The 21529-nt window shown below is 61.9% G+C and carries 15 protein-coding genes and 1 pseudogene; 14 read left to right on the forward strand and 2 right to left on the reverse strand.

The window, feature by feature from the left end:
• The first annotated feature begins 115 nt into the window (after positions 1 to 115).
• The 6 genes and pseudogenes from HB780_RS27960 to HB780_RS27980 all read left to right on the forward strand — a co-directional run bounded on the left by HB780_RS27960 (position 116) and on the right by HB780_RS27980 (position 6105).
• Positions 116 to 1271, forward strand: a pseudogene (locus HB780_RS27960) (class I SAM-dependent methyltransferase).
• A complete protein-coding gene (locus HB780_RS27965) occupies positions 1268 to 2128 on the forward strand; it encodes a TrmH family RNA methyltransferase (protein ID WP_183691045.1) in 861 nt (286 codons plus the stop codon). The pseudogene HB780_RS27960 and the gene HB780_RS27965 overlap by 4 nt, the downstream one beginning before the upstream one ends.
• Positions 2129 to 2139: 11 nt before the next feature.
• On the forward strand, positions 2140 to 2643 hold the full coding sequence (gene lspA, locus HB780_RS27970) for a signal peptidase II (protein WP_183697545.1): 504 nt from the start codon (positions 2140 to 2142) through the stop codon (positions 2641 to 2643).
• A 55-nt stretch (positions 2644 to 2698) separates the two neighbouring features.
• Entirely contained in the window at positions 2699 to 2887 is a 189-nt protein-coding gene (locus HB780_RS33260; protein WP_286203081.1) for a hypothetical protein, read from the forward strand.
• 23 nt (positions 2888 to 2910) lie between these two features.
• Positions 2911 to 4992 carry an ATP-binding protein gene (locus HB780_RS27975; protein WP_286203082.1) on the forward strand — a complete coding sequence of 694 codons (2082 nt, stop codon included), beginning with the start codon at positions 2911 to 2913 and terminating at the stop codon, positions 4990 to 4992.
• A gap of 234 nt (positions 4993 to 5226) precedes the next feature.
• Positions 5227 to 6105, forward strand: coding sequence for a l-ornithine N(alpha)-acyltransferase (locus HB780_RS27980; protein ID WP_183691047.1), 879 nt, complete (start codon positions 5227 to 5229; stop codon positions 6103 to 6105).
• A 32-nt stretch (positions 6106 to 6137) separates the two neighbouring features.
• On the opposite strand, the gene HB780_RS27985 is transcribed toward HB780_RS27980, so the two are convergent.
• Together HB780_RS27985 and HB780_RS27990 are read right to left on the reverse strand one after the other, a co-directional pair.
• The gene (locus tag HB780_RS27985; protein ID WP_183691049.1) at positions 6138 to 7547 is read right to left on the reverse strand and encodes an adenylate/guanylate cyclase domain-containing protein; all 1410 of its coding nucleotides are present in this window, start codon (positions 7545 to 7547) and stop codon (positions 6138 to 6140) included.
• A 79-nt stretch (positions 7548 to 7626) separates the two neighbouring features.
• Complete coding sequence (locus tag HB780_RS27990) at positions 7627 to 9912, reverse strand: NADP-dependent malic enzyme (RefSeq protein ID WP_183691051.1); 2286 nt, start codon at positions 9910 to 9912, stop codon at positions 7627 to 7629.
• Between the two features lie 112 nt (positions 9913 to 10024).
• Between HB780_RS27990 and mutS the strand changes: the two genes are divergently transcribed.
• The 8 genes from mutS to tsaB all read left to right on the forward strand — a co-directional run bounded on the left by mutS (position 10025) and on the right by tsaB (position 21528).
• Positions 10025 to 12766 carry a DNA mismatch repair protein MutS gene (gene mutS / locus HB780_RS27995; protein WP_183691053.1) on the forward strand — a complete coding sequence of 914 codons (2742 nt, stop codon included), beginning with the start codon at positions 10025 to 10027 and terminating at the stop codon, positions 12764 to 12766.
• 479 nt (positions 12767 to 13245) lie between these two features.
• A complete protein-coding gene (locus tag HB780_RS28005; RefSeq protein ID WP_183691055.1) occupies positions 13246 to 16161 on the forward strand; it encodes a [protein-PII] uridylyltransferase in 2916 nt (971 codons plus the stop codon).
• A complete protein-coding gene (murJ, locus tag HB780_RS28010; RefSeq protein ID WP_183691057.1) occupies positions 16158 to 17753 on the forward strand; it encodes a murein biosynthesis integral membrane protein MurJ in 1596 nt (531 codons plus the stop codon). The genes HB780_RS28005 and murJ overlap by 4 nt, the downstream gene beginning before the upstream one ends.
• Before the next feature lie 272 nt (positions 17754 to 18025).
• Positions 18026 to 18418 (forward strand): VOC family protein, encoded by a 393-nt coding sequence (locus HB780_RS28015; protein WP_183691059.1) that lies wholly within the window; start codon positions 18026 to 18028, stop codon positions 18416 to 18418.
• 113 nt (positions 18419 to 18531) lie between these two features.
• On the forward strand, positions 18532 to 19596 hold the full coding sequence (gene trpS, locus HB780_RS28020; protein WP_183691061.1) for a tryptophan--tRNA ligase: 1065 nt from the start codon (positions 18532 to 18534) through the stop codon (positions 19594 to 19596).
• Between the two features lie 74 nt (positions 19597 to 19670).
• The gene (locus HB780_RS28025; RefSeq protein ID WP_047461320.1) at positions 19671 to 20162 is read left to right on the forward strand and encodes a universal stress protein; all 492 of its coding nucleotides are present in this window, start codon (positions 19671 to 19673) and stop codon (positions 20160 to 20162) included.
• Positions 20163 to 20280: 118 nt separating this feature from the next.
• Positions 20281 to 20847 (forward strand): NifU family protein, encoded by a 567-nt coding sequence (locus tag HB780_RS28030; RefSeq protein WP_153367069.1) that lies wholly within the window; start codon positions 20281 to 20283, stop codon positions 20845 to 20847.
• A gap of 24 nt (positions 20848 to 20871) precedes the next feature.
• A complete protein-coding gene (tsaB, locus tag HB780_RS28035; protein ID WP_183691063.1) occupies positions 20872 to 21528 on the forward strand; it encodes a tRNA (adenosine(37)-N6)-threonylcarbamoyltransferase complex dimerization subunit type 1 TsaB in 657 nt (218 codons plus the stop codon).
• Position 21529: the final 1 nt, after the last annotated feature.

Raw genomic sequence — 21529 nt, forward strand, 5'->3', positions numbered from 1 at the left:
GCGCAATCCTCCCGATCTGGCATTTTGTCCGGGGATCATCGCAGATCGGAAAGCGCTTTGCCAAGTGGCGGGCAGATGCTATTTGCACGCACATATCAATTTCGAGACAAGCATGGTGAAATACAGGGAAGGCCGGCCCGGCCAGAGAGCCGCGGGCGGCGCGAGCGCAAAATCCCCAAGGGATGCCAGGCGAGAGGCGCCCGTCAAGACCGGCAAGCCACCGGCAAAGCCCGCGCGCGATGCCGGCCCGAGGCCGGCGGCGGTTGCGCGCGACCGTGGCGAGCGAGCGGCGGAGCCCCGCGATACGTCGCCTGTTGCGGCCGCGCCGGAACGCCCGATGATCTCGCGCAGCGGCGAGCGTCCGGTCGAGCGCGTGCCCGTCATCCTCGAATCGATGGGCGCCGGCGATTTCCACCTGATCGACACCGGCAACGGGCTGAAACTCGAGCAATATGGTCCCTACCGCATCGTGCGGCCGGAGGCGCAGGCGCTGTGGCAGCCGTCGCTTCCTGCCCATATCTGGGACAATGCCGATTCGATCTTCACCGGTGATACCGATGAAGACGGCATGGGCCGCTGGCGGTTTCCGCGCGAGGTGCTCGGCGAAACCTGGCCACTGAAGTTACTCGGCGTCGATTTCCTCGGCCGCTTCACCGCCTTTCGCCATGTCGGTGTCTTCCCCGAGCAGATCGTCCACTGGGCCTGGATGAAACAGCAGGTCGAAGCGCGCGGGGCGGCCGCTGAAGGTGCTGAACCTCTTCGGCTATACCGGCGTTGCCTCGCTGGTTGCCGCCGCTGCCGGTGCGGAAGTCACTCATGTCGACGCCTCGAAGAAGGCAATCGGCTGGGCGCGGGAGAACCAGGCGCTCGGCCGCATGGAAAAGCTGCCGATCCGCTGGATCTGCGAAGACGCTATGAAATTCATCCTGCGCGAGGAACGGCGCGGCAGTACATACGATATCATCCTCACCGACCCGCCGAAATTCGGCCGTGGTCCGAACGGCGAGGTCTGGCATCTGTTCGAACACCTGCCGTCGATGCTCGATATCTGCCGCGAGATCCTGTCGCCCAAGGCACTTGGCCTGGTGCTGACAGCCTATTCCATCCGCGCCAGCTTCTATTCGATCCATGAGCTGATGCGCGAAACCATGCGTGGCGCCGGCGGCGTCGTCGAATCCGGCGAACTGGTCATCCGCGAGGCCGGTCTCGACGGCAATACGCCGGGCAGGGCGCTTTCCACATCTCTCTTCAGCCGCTGGGTGCCGAAATGAACCAGGACTATAGAAACGACGGCCCCCGCAAGGTCGGACAGGTCAAGGAGGTCACCTCGCTTGCCAATCCGATCATCAAGGACATCAAGGCGCTGACCAGCAAGAAGTCGCGCGAGGAGACCGGCGCTTTCCTCGCGGAAGGCCTGAAGCTGGTCATCGACGCCCTGGAACTTGGCTGGACGATCCGCACGCTGGTCTATGCCAAGGCTGCCAAGGGAAAACCGCTGGTCGAGCAGGTCGCCGCCAAGACGGTCGCCGCCGGCGGGCTGGTGCTCGAAGTCAGCGAAAAGGTCATTGCCTCGATCACCCGCCGCGACAATCCGCAGATGGTGGTCGGCATCTTCGACCAGCGCTGGCGTCCACTTCGGGACGTCAGGCCGAAAGCGGGCGAGACCTGGGTGGCGCTCGACCGCGTGCGTGATCCCGGCAATCTCGGCACCATCATCCGCACGGCGGATGCAGCCGGCGCGTCGGGCGTGATCCTTGTCGGCGAAACGACCGATCCCTTTTCGCTGGAAACCGTGCGCGCCACCATGGGCTCGGTTTTCGCCGTTCCCGTCGTCAAGGCGACGCTGGAAGAGTTTCTGGCCTGGAAGAAGACGGCCGGCGTTTCGGTCGTCGCCACGCATCTGGCCGGCGCGGTCGATTACCGCACGATCGACTACAAGAAGAAGCCCGTCGTGCTCCTGATGGGCAACGAGCAGTCCGGCCTGCCGGATGCCCTGGCGAAAGAGGCCGATGCGCTTGCCCGCATTCCGCAGGCCGGCCGCGCCGACAGCCTCAACCTGGCAGTGGCGACGGCGGTGATGCTGTTCGAAGCCCGCCGCCATCTTCTCACTCTCAGCGAGACACGATGACTGATAGCGACATCAACGAACAGGCGTCTGCCAAGCCCGCATTGTTTTCCCGGCCCTTGCCGATCCTGACTTTCATTGTCATCGCCGTCATCCTCGATCAGGCGATCAAGATCATGGTGGATCACTGGCTCCCGCTGCAGGAGATGGTGCCGGTCATTCCGATGCTGGCGCTCTATCGCACCTATAATCTTGGCGTCGCCTTCTCGATGCTGTCGGGCATGGACGGCTGGTTCATCGTCGGCATGCGGCTCATCATCGTCGCCTTCGTGGTCTGGCTATGGCGGCGCACGCCCAGCCATCGCTGGATTGCCCATCTCGGCTTCGCCCTGATCATCGCCGGCGCGCTTGGCAACCTGATCGACCGGTTTCTCTACGGCCATGTGATCGACTACGTTCTCTTCCACACGGAAACATGGTCCTTCGCCGTCTTCAATCTCGCCGACAGCTTCATCACCATTGGGGCCGGCTGCGTCATTCTGGACGAGCTTCTTTCGCCAAAAAAGGCAAACACCTAAAATTCTAGCGAATCCCTGAAGGCATCGGGAAGAGTGCGCGTGTTAGAAAACGGGCATGAGCACTCTGGCAAACCTGCAGGAAAAGCTTGTCGCCGCCATCGTCGACGACCAAACCGGGTCGCGTGAACGGCCAATTATAGACGCGCCTCGCCTGGACGCCGATCCGATCGGGATTTTGCCGCCAGCCAAGCACATCACATCCGCTCCCCCGTCTTTTCTCAGTGGCTGCAACGCCATTGGCTGAACGGCGGCGGCCTGATCGCCGGCGTGGCGCTGTTATCGGTCGGCTATGCCGGTGGCCTGCCGGCGCTTGCGGGTCTACTGGGCCTGATAGCCCTTGCAATCGCGGTCGCCGCTTTCGTCCTGACGCGGAAGACTGGTCGCAAGGTCATTGCCGATGTGCCGCCGCTCAGCGAGCACGAGCATGACCGCCTGTGGGAGAGCAACGAGAGCACCAGCCTGTTCGCCACCATTCATGATGCGCTCGGCGATATCACGGTCACGCGCTGCATCGAGCGCCGTATCATCCATGCCAACGCGACGTTCCGCAAACTGACCGGCAAGGCCAACCCGGAGGGCCTGACGCTGGAGGAGGCCGGGCTCGTCTTTCGCGCCGTCACGGCATCGCAGCGCCAGGACGCCGAGATTTTCACGCCGGAAGGCCCCCGCATCTTCGCCTGGCACGATGTCATGTTCCGCGATCCGGTCTCAGGCCGGCTCAGCATCCAGAGCGTTGCCCGCGACGTGACCGAAGAGCGCCAGGCCGCGCGCCTGCGCGAGGATGCGCGGCTGAAGGCCGAGTATAACAGCGCCGCCAAGTCGCGCCTGCTTGCCACCGTCAGCCACGAGATCCGCACGCCACTCTCCGGCATTCTCGGCATGAATCATCTGCTCGCCCAGACGCCGCTGACGCTGGAGCAGGCCAATTACCTGACCGGCATCCGCCAGTCCGGCAATGCGCTGGTGCAACTGGTCGAAGATCTGTTGGATTTCTCGACGATCGAAGTCGGCCGCTTTCAGCTGCGCCCGCGCGCCGAAACGCTGCGGCCCCTGCTCGAGGGCGTCGTCGAAATGCTCGCCCATCGCGCCCACGAGAAGGGCATCGAGATTGCCGCGACTGTTGCGGCCGATGTTCCCGAGACCATGGAGTTCGATCCGGCCCGGCTGCGCCAGGTCCTGTTCAACGTCATCGGCAATGCCGTGAAGTTCACCCAGGCGGGAGGCGTCCTCATTCGCGCCGGCCTTGATGGCGGTAATCTGGTGATATCCATCAGGGATAGCGGCCCGGGCATGACGGAAGAGGAGCAGGCGCGCATCTTCGGCGAGTTTGAGCAGGCCGGCAATGTGCTGGACAAAAGTGCCGGCACGGGTCTGGGGCTTGCGATCTCCGCCCGCATCCTGCGCGAATTCGGCGGCGCACTGAGCGTCGCCAGCGAGCGGGGCAATGGCAGCGAATTCACCATCCGTTTCCCCGTTTCCCTCGTCGTTGGCGAGGATGCGCCCGGCAGGCGGGACGATCTGCTCAAGGGCTCCCGCATCCTGCTGCTCGCGCCGGTAGGGGCGGCAAGCACGGCGATCGCCGAGACCATCCGAACGCTTGGTGGCCGCTGCCACCTGATCGGTCCCGACGATGTCGAGAGCCTGCACCTGTCCGCATCATACGGCGAAGACGGGCCGTTGACGGATCTGATCGTCGATCACCGCATGGCCCCATGGTACTTCCGTGAGGGAAGCGAACTGGCCGCCTCCGGCTTGCGGAAGATTTTCCTGGTCAATCCGGAGGAGCGCAACACGCATCCGCTCGATCTTTTCGACGCCTGGCTGATCAGGCCGCTGCGCGAACAATCGCTGATCGATGTGCTCAGCGGCCGCATGCGCGGCATGGAAAAGCGGGATGCCCTGATCGACAATCCGCCCGGCTTCGATCTGATGGCGCCCGAAGCGACGGACATCGCCTTCAATGTCCTGCTCGGCGAGGACGATCCGGTCAATGCGATGCTGGTCCGCGCCATGCTCACCAAGGCCGGTCACAAGGTTCGCCTCGTCGAGGACTTTACCGGTTTGCTTGCCCGCGTGGAAAAGGGCGAGAACCGGCCTGATATCATCGTCACCGACCTCACCATGCCCGGCGGCGATGGTGTGACGGTGCTTGCGCAATTGCGGGCGCAGGAGCGCAAGGCCGGCCTTTCGCCTCTGCCGGTGATCGTGCTGACCGCGGACAGCCGTGACGCCATCCGTCGCCAGGTACTGCTTGCCGGCGCCGATGCCGTCATCGTCAAGCCGGTCGATCCGCAACGCCTCATTGCCGCGGTACGAAACCTGTCCAGGGTGGCTTCGGAAAGCGCCTAGAACGAATAATTCGATTTCGAATCAACGTTTCGTTTTGTCTTCTTATTTAAGTACGATCTTACGCTGAAGCCGCGTGGCACTATTCGATAAAGGCCCCCGGAAGTTGGGGACTTCCTGCTTATTAGATGTTTGCAACAGGCACGCTTCTTGCTTTTCGCAAAGCGCCATGTCACTTTCCTGTCGCAAGAATTTGCTTTATGGCGCTATATCAACCTGCAGAAGGGGGGAGGCGTCATGTCCATCGAAATTTTGAATCGCGAAGCTCAGGGCGAAATGGTTCAGTCTTCAAAGGCGACGATCGCACCGGTTGCAAGCGATGTGTTCGGACGCATCGGAAATCTAGAGACCCGCCTTGCTCGCACGGCGCGGGAAATTGACGCCGCTCAGGCCGTTCGCTATCGCGTTTTCGTCGAGGAGATGAACGCGCAGTTGCCGGCTGACGCCATGCGTCGCCAGCGCGATGTCGATAGCTATGATTCGATCTGCGACCATTTGCTGGTGCTCGACCAGTCGCTGGAAGGCGATACGGAAGACCAGATCGTCGGAACCTATCGTCTGCTGCGCCAGGAAGTGGCCATGGCAAATGGCGGCTTTTACTCCTCGTCGGAATTCGACATCGGCGCGCTTATGGCCCGCCATCCCGACAAGCAGTTCATGGAACTCGGCCGCTCCTGCGTTCTGCCGGCCTATCGTAACAAGCGCACCGTCGAATTGCTGTGGCAGGGCAACTGGGCCTATGCGGTGAAGCATGGGATGGGCGCCATGTTCGGTTGCGCTTCCTTCCCCGGCGTCCGTCCGGAGCAGCATGCGCTGGCGCTGTCCTTCCTTTATCACAACGTCGTTGCCAAGGATGAGTGGGCTGTTGGCGCGTTGCCGTCGCTCGCGCGCACCATGGACCTGATGCCCGTCGAGGCTATCAATTCCAAGAAGGCGCTGATGGCGCTGCCGCCGTTGATCAAGGGCTACCTGCGCCTCGGCGCGATGGTCGGCTCCGACGCCGTCGTCGACCATGCCTTCAACACGACGGACGTGCTGATCGTTCTGCCGATCGCCAGCATTTCGGATCGCTACGTCAACTACTACGGTGCGGCGACCGGCCGGTTCGCTAGCTGATCAACAAGCCTCACGCGCTCGGCGGCCGTTCCTCAGGGGATTGCGAAAATGTCGATTTCATCCGTGATGCCGCGGAGCGAGACGTGATGGGATACCGGCTTCAGATCATGCATCGTCAGGAACTCGGCGGCGCGGGGATTATCGACGACCGAGCCGGTCGCGAATATTTCGCGTGATGTAGCCAGATGTTGCACGCGAGAGGCGATGTTGACCGTCTGTCCAAAATAGTCCTGCCGCTCGTTCAGGCTGACCGCGATGCACGGTCCTTCGTGGATTCCGATTTTTAGAAGCAGATCGTCGTTGCCGCGTTCGCTATTGAGGGTGAGCATGGCGTCTCGCATCCGCATGGCCGCGACCAATGCCCGATCCGGAGTGGGGAAGGTAGCCATGACCGCGTCGCCAATGGTTTTCACCACTGCGCCTGCCTCCGCGCCCACGATTTCGTGCAGGATGCTGAAATGGGTTCTGACCAGATCGAAAGCGGCGAGGTCGCCGACCCTTTCGTACAGCTCCGTCGAACCGCGCAGATCGGTGAAGAGAAAGGTGAGGCTGGTGATTTTCAGCCGCTGGTTCACGTCGATCGTATCGGTGCGATAGATATCGCGGAAGGTCTGGTTGGAAAGCAGTTGCTTGGCGGTCAGGAAGGGGCGACGGCGGCTTAGCAAGGCATGAAGCGCGTCGTTGGCAACGCAGATTGATGGCAGCGCGCGGACCTCCGTGTGATTCTCCATCAGGATGCGCAGGGGGCCGGGGCGCAAGGTAATGGCTTCGCCGTGCCGATGTAGGCGGTCGAAGACGAGCGAAACTGTCTGCCGCTCCTTCGACGGCTCGCCTTTTACGTCCAGGAATTGCGCCGCGTGGGTGACGGGCTCGAAGATGATGACGAACTCCGCCGGCAATTGTAGCGATACGACCGCTTTTTCTCCGGCGGGCAGCTCCAGCGACTCCAGAACGAATTGCTCGACCTTCGCCTCATAACCCTCGTCGGGGAGATCGACACCGGAGCCCCAATAGATCTGGCGAAAATATTCGAGGGGCGGCAGCTCGTGCGGATTGTGTGCTTCGATGTGGCGCACGCGCGGGCTGATGGTGAAGGTGACCTCGACCATCTCGTCGAGGGTCGGCTCATAACCAGCCGCGCAAAGCGAGCAGTTGTAGGTTTCGCTCTGTACCGTCTTCAGCGAGGTATTGGCATCCAGCACTCCACCGCAACCTGGGCAAAGAACATTCCACGATATCTCGAAGAGGCCGAGGCGGGATGCGTGAAGGAATGCGTTAATAACCTGCTCTTCATCGAAGCCATGCTCGGCTGCGAAGGCAAGGGCGTTCACGCGGTTGAGCTTGCGGTCGGGTGCCTCAAGGACGAGCCGCTCGATAGCGTCGACAATATCTGGCCGCGCTGAATGGCGCAGCACTCCGAACAGGGAACGAGCCTCACTCATCCCGATATTCTACACCCAATTGAGGCGGCGGCCATGGTCTTTCTTTGGCCGCCGATCCCAGGATACTGGCTCTAGATTACTATCCAGCGCCATAGGCGGCAATCGCCGCCATGTTGACGATGTCCGAATCCTTCGCCCCCATCGAGGTGATCTGCACTGGCTTGTCGAGGCCGACGAGCAGCGGGCCGATGACGGTCGAGCCGCCGAGTTCCTGCAGCATCTTGGTGGAGATCGCGGCGGAGTGGAAGGCCGGCATCACCAGCACGTTGGCGGGACCGGAGAGGCGGGAGAACGGATACTGGCTCTCCATGATCTTCCGGTTCAGCGCCACGTCGGCCGCCATTTCACCATCGAATTCGAAGTGGACATAGCGCTTGTCGAGGATGCTGACGGCTTCGCGTACCCGCTCGGAGCGTTCGCCCGAGGGGTGGCCGAAGGTGGAGTAGGCAAGCATGGCGACACGCGGCTCGTAACCCATGCGCCGCGCAAAGCCGGCGGCTTCCTCGGCGATATCGGCGAGCTCTTGCGCCGTCGGCATGTCGTGCACGGCAGTATCGGCGACGAAGACGGTGCGGCCGCGGGCAAGCACCAGTGACACGCCGACGACCCGGTGCCCCGGCTTGGCGTCGATGCAGCGGCGCACGTCTTCGAGCGCGGTCGAATAGTTACGCGTTACGCCTGTCACCATGCCGTCGGCATCGCCGAGCGCCACCATGCAGGCAGCGAAGTGATTGCGGTCGTTATGGATCAGGCGCGTCACGTCGCGGTGCAGATAGCCTTTACGCTGCAGCCGGGCGTAGAGATAATCGATATAGGCGTCGACCCGCTTGGAAATGCGGGCGTTGACGATTTCGAGGCCCGGACGGTTGAGGTCGATGCCGGCGCGTTCGGCGGTGGCGTGGATCAGATCCTCGCGGCCGAGCAGGATGGCGGTGCCCAGCTCCTGGTTGGCATAGGATAGTGCCGCGCGCATGACCTGCTCTTCTTCCGCTTCGGCAAAGACGATGCGTTTCGGACGCTGGCGCACGCGCTCGTAAAGCTGCGACAGCGTCGAGGCGATCGGGTCGCGCCGGGCCGAGAGCTCGCGGGCATAGGCTGCCATGTCGGGAATGACGAGGCGGGCAACGCCGCTTTCGATCGCCGCTTGCGCCACGGCAACCGGGATCGCCGAGATCAGGCGCGGATCGAAGGGCACGGGGATGATGTATTGCGCGCCGAAACGCGGTCTTGCGCCCTGATAGGCGGCGACCACGTCATCAGGCACATCTTCACGCGCCAGGCTTGCCAAGGCCTTGACGGCCGCGATCTTCATTTCATCGTTGATCGTCGAGGCGCGGACATCGAGCGCGCCGCGGAAGATGTAGGGAAAGCCAAGGACATTGTTGACCTGATTGGGATAGTCCGAGCGCCCGGTCGCCATGATGGCGTCGTCGCGGATGCGGGCGACTTCCTCCGGCGTGATTTCCGGATCGGGATTGGCCATGGCGAAAATGATCGGCTTGTCGGCCATGGAGCGGATCATCTCGGCGGAAAAGGCGCCCTTCTGCGACAGGCCGAAAACCACGTCGGCACCCTTCATCGCCTCCTCCAGCGTCCGCTTGTCGGTTTTCACCGCATGCGCCGATTTCCACTGGTTCATGCCTTCGCTGCGGCCCTGGTAGATCACGCCCTTCGTGTCGCAGAGCACGACGTTTTCCGAATTGAAGCCCATCGCCTTGATCAGCTCGACGCAGGCGATCGCGGCAGCACCCGCGCCGTTGCAGACGAGCTTGGTGGTCTTGAGGTCGCGGCCGGTAAGCTCCAGCGCGTTGATCAGGCCGGCGGCGGCGATGATCGCGGTGCCGTGCTGGTCGTCATGGAAGACGGGAATGTCCATCAGCTCGCGCAGGCGCTGTTCGATGATGAAACAATCCGGTGCCTTGATGTCTTCGAGATTGATGCCGCCGAAGGAGGGGCCGAGATAGCGGACGCAATTGATGAACTCGTCGACATTTTCGGTATCGATCTCAAGATCGATCGAATCGACGTCGGCAAAGCGTTTGAAGAGAACGGCCTTGCCTTCCATGACCGGCTTGGAGGCGAGCGCGCCCAGATTACCGAGGCCGAGAATGGCGGTGCCGTTGGAGATGACGGCCACCATGTTGCCACGCGCGGTATAGTCGTAAGCCGTTGCCGGATCGGCGGCGATCGCCTTCACGGGAACGGCGACGCCGGGCGAATAGGCGAGCGAAAGATCACGCTGGGTCGCCATCGGTTTTGTCGGGTTGATCTCAAGCTTGCCGGGGCGGCCCTGCTTGTGGAAGTCGAGTGCTTCCTGATCCGTAATCCCCGTTCCCGGACGCGATGTGCTGTTGGTGTCAGGCATGTTTCCTCCAAACCTCCTGTGGGCGACCGGTTCCTCTTGCCCGATAGCTGTTGTCTTCTATAGCGGCACGCGGATAGGGTGACACCTCATTTTTGGGAAAAACTGCACATCCGTGAATGAACGAATAATGACCAGCGTCGATGCTTTCTCGGCCGCCGAGCTTGCCTCGGAGGAAAGTCGTGCCTCCGCGACTCCGATGATGGAGCAATTTATCGAGATCAAGGCGAACAATCCCGGTTCGCTGTTGTTCTATCGCATGGGCGACTTCTACGAGCTGTTCTTCGAGGACGCTGTCGATGCCTCGCGCGCGCTTGGCATCACGCTCACCAAGCGCGGCCAGCACATGGGCCAGGATATTCCGATGTGCGGCGTGCCGGTCCATGCCGCCGATGATTATCTGCAGAAGCTGATCTCACTGGGTTTCCGCGTCGCCGTTTGCGAGCAGATCGAGGACCCGGCCGAGGCGAAGAAGCGCGGCGGCAAGTCGGTGGTTCGACGCGATGTCGTCCGTCTTGTGACGCCAGGCACCATTACTGAGGAAAAACTGCTTTCGCCCTCGGAATCCAACTATCTGATGGCGCTCACCCGCATTCGCGGCGGCACGGAGCCGCAACTGGCGTTGGCTTGGATCGATATATCGACCGGGGTTTTCCGGCTGGCGGAGACGGAGGCATCTCGGCTGCTCGCCGATATCCTGCGCATCGATCCGCGCGAGCTGATCCTGCCGGACACGATGTTCCACGATCCGGACCTGAAGCCGGTGTTCGATGTGCTTGGTCGCGTGGCCGTGCCGCAGCCGGCAGTCCTCTTTGACAGCGCTAGCGCCGAGGGCCGCATTACCCGTTATTTCGGCGTTTCCACGCTGGATGGCTTCGGCACGTTCACCCGCGCCGAGCTCGCTGCCGCTTCGGCAGCGGTTGCCTACGTCGAAAAGACCCAGATCGCGGAGCGACCGCCGCTTGGGATGCCGGAGCGCGAAAGTGGCGCCTCGACGCTGTTTATCGATCCCGCCACTCGTGCCAATCTGGAACTGGTGCGCACGCTTTCCGGCGACCGCAATGGTTCGCTGCTGAAGGCGATCGACCGCACGGTAACCGGCGGCGGCGCGCGCCTGCTGGCCGAGCGGCTGATGTCGCCGCTGACCGATCCCTTGCGTGTCAACGAACGGCTGGATTCGATCGGCTTCCTCGCCGAAGAGCCGTCGCTTTGCAGCGATTTACGAACGGCGCTGAAACATGTGCCCGACATGCCGCGCGCGCTGTCGCGTCTGGCGCTCGACCGTGGTGGACCACGCGATCTCTGGGCGATCCGGCAGGGTCTCGGCGCGGCCGCCGATATCGCCCGCATGCTCGGCTCGGCACTTCTGCCGGAAGAACTGGAAACAGCCCTTGCCGGGTTGCGGGCGTTGCCCGCCGATCTCGAAGCTCTGCTTGCCGAAATGCTTGCCGACGAACTCCCCTTGCTGAAGCGCGACGGCGGCTTCCTGCGGGAGGGGGCGAATGCCGAGCTGGACGAGGTGCGGGCGCTGCGCGACCAGTCGCGCCGGGTCATAGCCGGGCTGCAACTGCAATATGCCGAGGAAACCGGCATCAAGTCGCTGAAGATCAAGCACAACAACGTGCTCGGCTATTTCATCGAGGTCACCGCCGGCAATGCCGGGCCAATGACCGATAGCGCCGAAGCCAAGGCGCGCTTTATTCATCGCCAGACCATGGCCAATGCCATGCGCTTCACCACGACTGAGCTTGCCGATCTCGAAAGCCGCATCGCCAATGCCGCCGACAAGGCGCTGACCATCGAGCTGGCAGCCTTCGATCGCATGGTCGCGGCGGTCGTTGCCGAGGCCGAGGCGATCAAGGCTGGCGCCCGCGCACTATCGGTGATCGATGTTGCCGCCGGGCTGGCATTGCTGGCTGAAGAGCAGGCCTATTGTCGGCCCGTGGTCGACGCCAGTCGGATGTTTGCCATCGAGGGTGGCCGCCATCCCGTGGTCGAGCAGGCATTGCGCCGGCAGGCGGGCGGTCCCTTCGTTGCCAATAATTGCGACCTGTCGCCGACATCAGATGGCAAGGACGGAGCGATCTGGCTGCTGACCGGCCCGAACATGGGCGGTAAATCGACCTTCCTGCGCCAGAACGCGCTGATCGCCATCCTCGCGCAGATGGGCTCCTTCGTGCCCGCCGCTTCCGCTCATATCGGCATAGTCGACCGGCTGTTTTCGCGCGTCGGCGCCTCCGACGATCTTGCGCGCGGCCGCTCCACCTTCATGGTCGAGATGGTCGAGACTGCGGCGATCCTCAACCAGGCGACCGACCGCTCGCTGGTCATCCTGGACGAGATCGGTCGCGGCACCGCCACCTTCGATGGTCTCTCGATTGCCTGGGCGTCGGTCGAGCATCTGCATGAGGCCAATCGTTGCCGCGGCCTGTTCGCCACGCATTTCCACGAGCTGACCGTGCTGTCGGAAAAGCTTGAGCGGCTCTCCAACGCCACCATGCGCGTCAAGGAATGGGACGGCGATGTCATCTTCCTGCACGAGGTCGGGCCGGGTGCGGCCGACCGTTCCTACGGCATTCAGGTGGCGCGGCTAGCGGGCCTGCCTGCCTCGGTGGTGGCGCGTGCCCGCGACGTTCTGACGCGCCTGGAGGATGCCGACCGTAAGAATCCGGCAAGCCAGCTCATCGATGATCTGCCGCTCTTCCAGATCGCGGTTCGCCGCGAGGAGGCGGGCGGCAGGCGAGGGCCGTCCAAGGTCGAGGAGGCGCTGAAAGTGCTCGATCTTGACGATTTGACGCCGCGCGCAGCTCTCGATGCGCTATATGAACTGAAAAAGACCCTGAACAAGGCCGGCTGATAACAGGCGATTTCCAAGGACAATCCGATGCATATCGAACATCTTCTTGCCGAGGTCCGCGTTCTCGCCGACCGTTTTTCGCCGATTGCGGCGCGTGGCAAGATCTGCGGCGAGGGGGGAAGCACCGGACTGTGAGTCCGACCGCGGGCTTCTGAACATCGCCCTGTCCTGCAGCCGGATTTCCGACATCACCTCGGCAATCGCCAAGGCTGGCTATTGGGAATGCGAGCGGGAAATGGTGACGCAGATCGGTGCCCAATCGCGAAACATATTGCATAGCATAAATGAGTTGAGACGGTCGCTTGTGGTGCCGCAGCCCTAAAACCGCCGATTTCTGCGTCGACAGCCGTCACTCTTCGTCAACCTTGACCCGATAGAACTCCCGAAAGCGCTGGTTTGGGAAATTTGGCTTCAAGCCGGATTACAGGATTCGGGCGTAGAATGCCTGTGTCAATCGCCGGGCAAAGAGGCTATAGCGCATGCAGACGAAAAGACAGGCGTGCCGGCAATTGGCCGCGGTCATTGAACAGGATTCCGGTCGGCCGAGCATGGTTAAGCATGACATCGATTTCTCCGTCATTCTCGAGGTCCCCGCACTAAGGGCGGAATGCGAGACCCTTGCAAAGCGTCATGACGACAAGAAGGACGAGCGTTCCGCCCTTCTCGCTCTCTTGAAGAAGGCGAGCCAGGAAGGCCGCGCAAACGCACGCCGCCTGCTCTCGCAAGATGGCGGCGGGCTGGATTGCGCGCACAGGATTTCCTGGCTGCAGGATCAAATCATCACCGTTCTCTACGACTTCACGGTCCACCACCTCTATCCGAAGCAGAAGGGCAGCTTCACTGTCACCGCCGTTGGCGGCTATGGCCGTGACACGCTGGCGCCGGGCTCGGACATCGACCTTCTCTTCCTTTTCCAGCCGAAGCCGGCGGAGGAGACGCACAAGGCGGTCGAGTTCATCCTCTATATGCTCTGGGATATGGGTTTCAAGGTCGGCCACGCCACGCGCACCGTCGAGGAGTGCATACGCGAGGCGAAGTCGGACATGACGATACGCACCGCCATCCTCGAGACGCGCTATATCTGCGGCAACGAGCCCTTGGCGCACGAGTTGGAGACGCGGTTCGACAAGGAAATCGTCACCAATACCGGCCCGGAATTCATCGCCGCCAAGCTTGCTGAGCGCGACGAGCGCCACCGCAAGGCCGGCGACACCCGGTATCTGGTCGAGCCCAACGTCAAGGAAGGCAAGGGTGGCCTGCGCGATCTGCATACGCTGTTCTGGATCTCCAAATATTATTACCATGTCCGCGATCCGGTCGAACTGGTGAAGCTCGGGGTGCTCTCGAAGCAGGAATACCGCCTCTTCGAAAAGGCCGAGGATTTTCTCTGGGCCGTGCGCTGCCACATGCATTTCTTGACGGGCAAGGCGGAAGAGCGGCTGTCCTTTGACATTCAGCGCGAGATCGCCGAGGCGCTCGGCTATCACGCCCGGCCTGGCCTTTCCGCCGTCGAACGCTTCATGAAGCACTATTTCCTCGTCGCCAAGGATGTCGGTGATCTCACCCGCATTCTCTGCGCGGCGCTCGAGGACCAGCAGGCCAAGGCGACGCCGGGCCTGACCGGCGTCATCAGCCGCTTTGCCCATCGCTCGCGCAAGATCCCCGGCACGATCGAGTTCGTCGAGGATCGCGGCCGCATCGCGCTCGCCAATCCCGATGTCTTCAAGCGCGATCCGGTTAGCCTCATCCGCCTGTTCTTCGTCGCCGATATCAACGGGCTGGAATTCCATCCCGATGCGCTGAAGCGTGTTACCCGCTCGCTGGGCCTGATCGACAATGATCTCCGCGAGAGCGAGGAGGCAAACCGCCTGTTCCTGGCGATCCTCACTTCGAAGCGCGATCCGGCGCTGATCCTGCGCCGCATGAACGAGGCCGGCGTGCTCGGCCGTTTCATTCCGGAATTCGGCAAGATCGTCTCGATGATGCAGTTCAACATGTATCATCATTATACGGTCGACGAGCATCTGATCCGCGCCGTCGAGGTGCTGTCGGAGATCGACAAGGGCAAGGCCGAGGACATCCATCCGCTTGTCAACAAGCTGATGCCCGGCATCGAGGATCGTGACGCGATCTATGTTGCCGTGCTGCTGCACGACATCGCCAAGGGCCGGGAGGAAGATCATTCCGAAGCCGGCGCCAAGGTGGCGCGCAAGCTTTGCCCGCGCTTCGGCCTGTCGCCAAAACAGACCGAGCTGGTCGTCTGGCTGATCGCGGAGCATCTGACCATGTCAATGGTCGCCCAGACCCGCGACCTGACCGACCGCAAGACCATCATCGATTTCGCCGACCGGGTGCAGTCGCTTGAGCGCTTGAAGATGCTGCTGATCCTGACCGTCTGCGACATCCGCGCTGTCGGCCCCGGCGTCTGGAACGGCTGGAAGGGGCAGTTGCTGCGCACGCTCTATTACGAGACCGAGCTGCTGCTGGCTGGTGGCTTCTCGGAAGTATCGCGCAAGGAGCGGGCGGAAGCCGCCGCCAAGGCGCTCGAAGCGGCATTGGATGATTGGGGTCAGAAGGCTCGCAAGGCCTATGTCAAGCTGCACTACCAGCCCTATCTTCTGTCCGTGCCGCTGGAAGACCAGATCCGCCATACGCGGTTCATCCGCCAGACCGACAAATCGGGCCAAGTGTTGGCGACGATGGTACGGACCGACAGTTTCCACGCCATCACCGAAATCACCGTGCTGTCGCCCGACCACCCGCGTCTTCTGACCGTCATCGCCGGCGCTTGCGCCGCTGCCGGTGCCAACATCGTCGACGCACAGATCTTCACGACGGCGGATGGCCGCGCGCTCGACACCATCCATGTCAGCCGTGAATTCACCGACGATGCCGACGAGTTGCGCCGGGCCGGCACCATCGGCAGGATGATCGAGGACGTGCTGGCGGGCCGCAAGCGCCTGCCGGAAGTGATCGCCACGCGCACCAAGAACCGCCGCAAGAACAAGGCATTTGTCATTCCGCCATCGGTGACGATCTCCAACAGTCTGTCCAACAAGTTCACCGTCATCGAGGTCGAATGCCTAGACCGCACCGGTCTTTTGTCGGAAATCACTTCGGTTCTTTCGGACTTGTCGCTCGACATCCACTCGGCGCGGATCACAACCTTCGGCGAGAAGGTCATCGATAGTTTCTATGTGACCGACCTCGTCGGACAGAAGATCACCAACGAAAACAAGCGAGCCAACATTACCGCGCGCCTGAAGCCGGTGATGGCGGGTGAGGAGGACGAGATGCGTGAGCGCATGCCGTCCGGTATGATCGCGCCCGCCTCAACTCGGTCGCTCAATACCGAAAAGCCCAGTACTGAAAAGAAAGCCGGTTCAGCCGTATGAGCCTCGTCAAGAAATTCATCACCGTTGGTGGCGCGACGCTCGGCAGCCGCATCTTCGGTTTCGCCCGCGAAACGCTGATGGCAGCCGCCCTCGGTACCGGGCCGATGGCCGACGTCTTCTACGCCGCTTTCCGCTTTCCGAACCTGTTTCGCCGCCTTTTCGCCGAGGGTGCCTTCAACGCCGCCTTCGTGCCGCTGTTTGCCAAGGAGATCGAGGCGAACGGTATCGAGGGCGCCAAGCGTTTTTCCGAGGAAGTCTTCGGCGTTCTGTTCTCCGTGCTGTTCCTGATCACTGTCGTCATGGAATTGTGCATGCCGCTGATCGTGCGCTGGATCATCGCGCCGGGCTTTGCCGACGATCCGGATAAATTCTCGATCACGGTGCGCTTGGCAGCCGTGATGTTTCCCTATCTCATGTGCATGTCGCTGACGGCGATGATGAGCGGCATGCTGAATTCGCTGCATCATTTCTTTGCCGCCGCCGTTGCGCCGGTCTTCCTCAACGTGGTGATGATCGGAGCGCTGTTCTATTCGCTCTATTTCGGCGCCGTGCCGCTGCAAACCGCCTGGTATCTTTCCTGGGGCGTGCTTGTCGCCGGTATCCTGCAATTGCTCGTCGTTTATATCGGCGTGCGTTATGCCGGCATCAACATCGGCTTCCGCTGGCCGCACTTCACACCGAATGTGAAACGTCTGCTGATCCTCGCCATTCCCGCCGCCGTCACCGGCGGCATCACCCAGATCAACCAGATGATCGGCCAGGCGATAGCCTCCAGCCGCGAGGGCGCGATTGCAGCCCTGCAATATGCCGACCGCATCTATCAGCTGCCGCTCGGTGTCGTCGGCGTGGCCGTCGGCGTGGTGCTGCTGCCGGAGTTGGCGCGCTCCCTGAAGTCAGGCCATCTGAAAGAGGCCGGCAATTTGCAGAACCGCTCGATAGAATTCGTGCTGTTCCTGACCTTGCCGGCGGCCATGGCGCTCTGGGTGCTCTCCGATGATATCATTCGCGTTCTCTACGAACGCCGTGCCTTCCATCAGGAAAACACCATCATCGTTGGCTCGATCCTGGCGATCTACGGCCTGGGTCTGCCGGCCTTCGTGCTGATCAAGGCATTGCAGCCGGGCTTCTATGCCCGCGAGGATACCAAGACCCCGATGCGCTTCTCCGGTGTCGCTGTTGCCACCAACTGCGCGATCGCACTCAGCCTCTTCCCTTACATGGGGGCGCCCGGCATCGCCGTGGCCGAAGCGACGGCCGGCTGGATCAGCACCGTACTGCTGTTCACGACGCTATTGCGTCGGGGTCATCTGACCTGGGAATGGGCGCTTGCCCGTCGCGCCGCGCTGTTGCTCGTTTCAGCCGGCGTGATGACGGCCATGGTCGTCTATCTCCAGCATCGCTGGGAGCCATGGCTCGCCTCGGGCGCGTCGCTATTGACCAAGGTCAGCACGCTCGGCCTTTTGATCGGCATCTCCATGTTAGTCTACTTCGCCGTCGCCTTCCTCATCGGCGGCGCCGACATCGGCATGATCCGCCGCAATGTGAAGCGCAAGCCGCGAGCGCCAGCGCCGGATGCGGCGAACGGTGAGTAAGAGGCAAATCAGAGAGCAGTGTTTGTCGGACCTCCGGCACCCCCCTCTGTCCCTTTCGGGACATCTCCCCCCACAAGGGGGGAGATTATTGGGAGTTGGTCGCGTTCCCCCTGCAAAGCAATAAGCCAAGCCTCGGCAGACGCGAGATTTGTTTGGTGCGAGAGGGTGCGACGCGATACCAATCTCCACCCTTGTGGGGGAGATGTCACGAAGTGACAGAGGGGGGTGCTCTCTCCACACACTCGCAATCAATTTGATTCCGGAGCCCACGCATGCCCCAATCCCTCTTCCTCATCACCCTCGTCGTCGATGACTATGATCGCGCCAAGGCCTTCTATTGCAATTGCCTCGGCTTTGAGTGCGTGACTGACGAGCCGCAGCCCGAAGGCAAACGCTGGATCGTGGTGAAGCCGAAGGGTGGTGATGGCGCGGCGCTCCTGCTGGCACAAGCCGCCGACGACGGGCAGCGGGCGGCCATCGGCAATCAAACCGGCGGCCGTGTCGGTTTCTTCCTCAAGACCGACGATTTTGCCAGTGATCATGCGGCGATGGTCGCGAAAGGTCTCCGTTTTCTGGAGGAGCCGCGCCATGAGGTCTACGGTATAGTCGCCGTCTTCGCGGACCCCTACGGCAACAGCTGGGATCTGATCCAGCATTCTTCCTGAGTTCCTGCCACATATCCTCTTGATCCCCGCCTGTCCGCCGTGCATAAGCCCGCCGAACACCAAGGGTCGAGCGCGAGCTCGCCCGGGCCCTCCACCAGCCTTTCGAGGACGACATGACCGAATTCCAGCCGCTCGTATTCTCCGGCGTCCAGCCGACCGGCAATCTCCATCTTGGCAATTATCTCGGCGCGATCCGCAAGTTCGTGGCGTTGCAGGAAAATAACGATTGCATGTATTGCGTCGTTGACATGCATGCGCTGACCGCCCAGCTCGTGCATGAGGACATGCGGAGCCAGACGCGTTCGATCACCGCCGCCTTCCTTGCCGCCGGCATCGATCCGGAAAAGCATATCGTCTTCAATCAGTCGACTGTGCCGCAGCATGCCGAACTTGCCTGGATCTTCAATTGCGTCGCCCGCATCGGCTGGATGAACCGCATGACGCAGTTCAAGGATAAGGCCGGCAAGGACCGCGAGCAGGCCTCTCTCGGCCTCTACGCCTATCCGAGCCTGATGGCCGCCGACATTCTGCTTTATCGCGCCACGCATGTGCCTGTTGGTGACGACCAGAAGCAGCATCTGGAATTGACCCGCGACATCGCCATGAAGTTCAATCTGGACTTCATGGAGCACATCCGCCGCTCGGGCTACGGCATCGACATCACGGTCGGCGATGAGCCGGTGCATGCCTATTTCCCGATGGTCGAGCCGCTGATCGATGGTCCGGCGCCGCGCGTCATGTCCTTGCGTGATGGCACCAAGAAGATGTCGAAGTCGGATGCCTCCGACCTGTCGCGTATCAACCTGCTCGATGACGAGGAAAACATCTCGAAGAAAATCCGCAAGGCCAAGACCGATCCGGATGGCTTGCCGAGCGAGATTGCTGGCCTCTCCAACCGCCCGGAAGCCGATAATCTCGTCGGCATCTATGCAGCCCTTGCCGACAAGTCGAAGGCGGATGTTCTCTCGGAGTTTGGCGGTCAGCAGTTCTCCGTCTTCAAGCCGGCTCTGGTCGATCTCGCCGTCAATGTTCTGTCGCCGATCACCGGCGAGATGCGCCGCCTGATGGCAGATCCCGGTCATATCGATGCGATCCTGCGCGACGGCGGCGCCCGCGCCCGCGCCCGCGCCGAGGTGACGATGAACCAGGTTCGCGACATCGTCGGCTTTATTTACTGACCATCTCATGACGGCAGCCCCCGTTGAAAAACGGGGGCTTGCAAAACGCCTCCTTCAGGTGGCAGAGTCGCCCCATGGTATCAAAACGTCTCTCACGGCTCGAAGGTCACCGCCGCAAATTCATGGCGGTCATCGACGGCACGCCTGAATGCCAGCGCGCCGTCCATTATGCCGGCCGGCGGGCCAAGAATTCCAATGGTGGCCTTGTGCTTCTCTATGTGATCCCCGAGGGCGATTTCCAGCAATGGCTGGGTGTCGAGGAGATCATGCGGGCGGAAGCGCGTGAGGAGGCCGAGGCGACGACGGCAAAGGCGGCGCAGATCGTGCGCGAGAATATCGGCATCGATCCGGAGATCGTCATCCGCGAAGGGTCGGCCGCCGATGAGATCAATGCGATGATCGAGGAAGACCGGGATATTGCCCTGCTCGTTCTGGCCGCCGGTTCGGCCAAGGAAGGGCCAGGGCCGCTGGTGTCTTCGATCGCAGGGCGCGCCGCTGCCTTCCCGATCCCCGTGACGGTGCTGCCGGATACGTTGACGAACGAGGAAATCGACGCCCTGAGTTGAGTTGGCAAGGCCATTTCTTGAGGGCTAGTCTCTTGATTAGAGCAGCCAAAAAGCCTATCTTCTTTTGAAATATTCTAAAGTCGGCGCAGGGCTTTCGGCCCGCCGCATGGAGATCAAGATGTTCATTCAGACCGAAGCGACGCCGAACCCCGCGACCCTGAAGTTCCTGCCGGGCAAGGTAGTGATGGAAAGCGGCACGGCCGAATTCCGTAGCGCCGACGAGGCGGAAGTCTCGCCGCTTGCCGCTCGCCTGTTCGATATCCCCGGCGTCAGCGGCGTCTATTTCGGCTACGATTTCATCTCCGTCTCCAAGGATGACCAGGAGTGGCAGCATCTGAAGCCCGCCATCCTCGGCTCGATCATGGAGCATTTCATGTCCGGCAAGCCGGTCATGGGCGCAGCATCGGTCCTCTCTGAAGCGCAGGACGCCAGCGGCGAGTTCTTTGATGAAGGCGACGAGACGATCGTGCTGACCATCAAGGAATTGCTCGAGACCCGCGTTCGTCCGGCCGTGGCCCAGGATGGCGGCGACATCACTTTCCGCGGCTTCCGTGATGGCAAGGTCTACCTCAACATGAAGGGATCCTGCGCCGGCTGCCCGTCGTCCACGGCAACGTTGAAGCATGGCATCCAGAATCTGCTGCGCCATTTCGTTCCGGAAGTTCAGGAAGTCGAAGCCGTCTAATCTTCGCATTTCGGAAAAATAAAGATGATTGTACTGGCGCTCGACACGGCAGGTGTAGATTGCGCTGCCGCGGTGTATGATAGCGGCAGTGATTCTGTGATGGGGGAGGTCACGGAGACGATCGGGCGGGGGCATGCCGAGCATTTGATGGATGTTGTCGACGCGGCGCTGGCGAAAGCCGATATAGCGCTCGCAGCGGTCGAGCGCATCGTCGTGACCGTCGGCCCTGGCTCCTTCACCGGCATTCGCATCGGCGTCGCTGCCGCTCGTGGTTTCGCACTTTCCCTCAACATTCCCGCCATCGGCGTCACGACCCTTGAGGTCATGGCCGCCACTGCGCGGGAGCAAAATCCGGGTCAATCGGTTCTGGCCGCCATCGACGCCAAGCGCGAGGAGATCTATCTCCAGTCCTTCGACGCCGATGGCCGCCCGCTGGACGAGGCCCGTGCCGTGACGATCGATGAAGCGCTAGTGATCGCTGGTGCCTTCGACGGTATCGTCACTGGTACAGCTGTCGCCCGGCTCAGCGATACGCCGCCCGCGGAGCGGCCCGACGCATTTCCGATTGCCGTCGTTGCCCGGCTGGGCGCTGCCAAACCTGTCAGCGACAAGCCGAAACCACTTTATCTTCGCGGACCCGATGCCAGACCGCAGGCCGGGTACGCTGTTGCCAGGCTATAGA

Origin of the sequence: Rhizobium lusitanum (assembly GCF_014189535.1) — a bacterium.
GTDB lineage: Bacteria > Pseudomonadota > Alphaproteobacteria > Rhizobiales > Rhizobiaceae > Rhizobium > Rhizobium lusitanum_C.

Bases quoted from the DNA above. Each gene is read 5' to 3' on its own strand.
- HB780_RS27965 (WP_183691045.1), top strand. From the start codon at position 1,268: ATGAACCAGGACTATAGAAACGACGGCCCCCGCAAGGTCGGACAGGTC.
- HB780_RS28025 (WP_047461320.1), top strand. From the start codon at position 19,671: ATGGTATCAAAACGTCTCTCACGGCTCGAAGGTCACCGCCGCAAATTC.
- trpS (WP_183691061.1), top strand. From the start codon at position 18,532: ATGACCGAATTCCAGCCGCTCGTATTCTCCGGCGTCCAGCCGACCGGC.
- HB780_RS28030 (WP_153367069.1), top strand. From the start codon at position 20,281: ATGTTCATTCAGACCGAAGCGACGCCGAACCCCGCGACCCTGAAGTTC.
- HB780_RS27990 (WP_183691051.1), bottom strand. From the start codon at position 9,912: ATGCCTGACACCAACAGCACATCGCGTCCGGGAACGGGGATTACGGAT.
- HB780_RS27985 (WP_183691049.1), bottom strand. From the start codon at position 7,547: ATGAGTGAGGCTCGTTCCCTGTTCGGAGTGCTGCGCCATTCAGCGCGG.
- HB780_RS28015 (WP_183691059.1), top strand. From the start codon at position 18,026: ATGCCCCAATCCCTCTTCCTCATCACCCTCGTCGTCGATGACTATGAT.
- murJ (WP_183691057.1), top strand. From the start codon at position 16,158: ATGAGCCTCGTCAAGAAATTCATCACCGTTGGTGGCGCGACGCTCGGC.
- tsaB (WP_183691063.1), top strand. From the start codon at position 20,872: ATGATTGTACTGGCGCTCGACACGGCAGGTGTAGATTGCGCTGCCGCG.
- HB780_RS33260 (WP_286203081.1), top strand. From the start codon at position 2,699: ATGAGCACTCTGGCAAACCTGCAGGAAAAGCTTGTCGCCGCCATCGTC.
- HB780_RS27980 (WP_183691047.1), top strand. From the start codon at position 5,227: ATGTCCATCGAAATTTTGAATCGCGAAGCTCAGGGCGAAATGGTTCAG.
- HB780_RS28005 (WP_183691055.1), top strand. From the start codon at position 13,246: ATGCAGACGAAAAGACAGGCGTGCCGGCAATTGGCCGCGGTCATTGAA.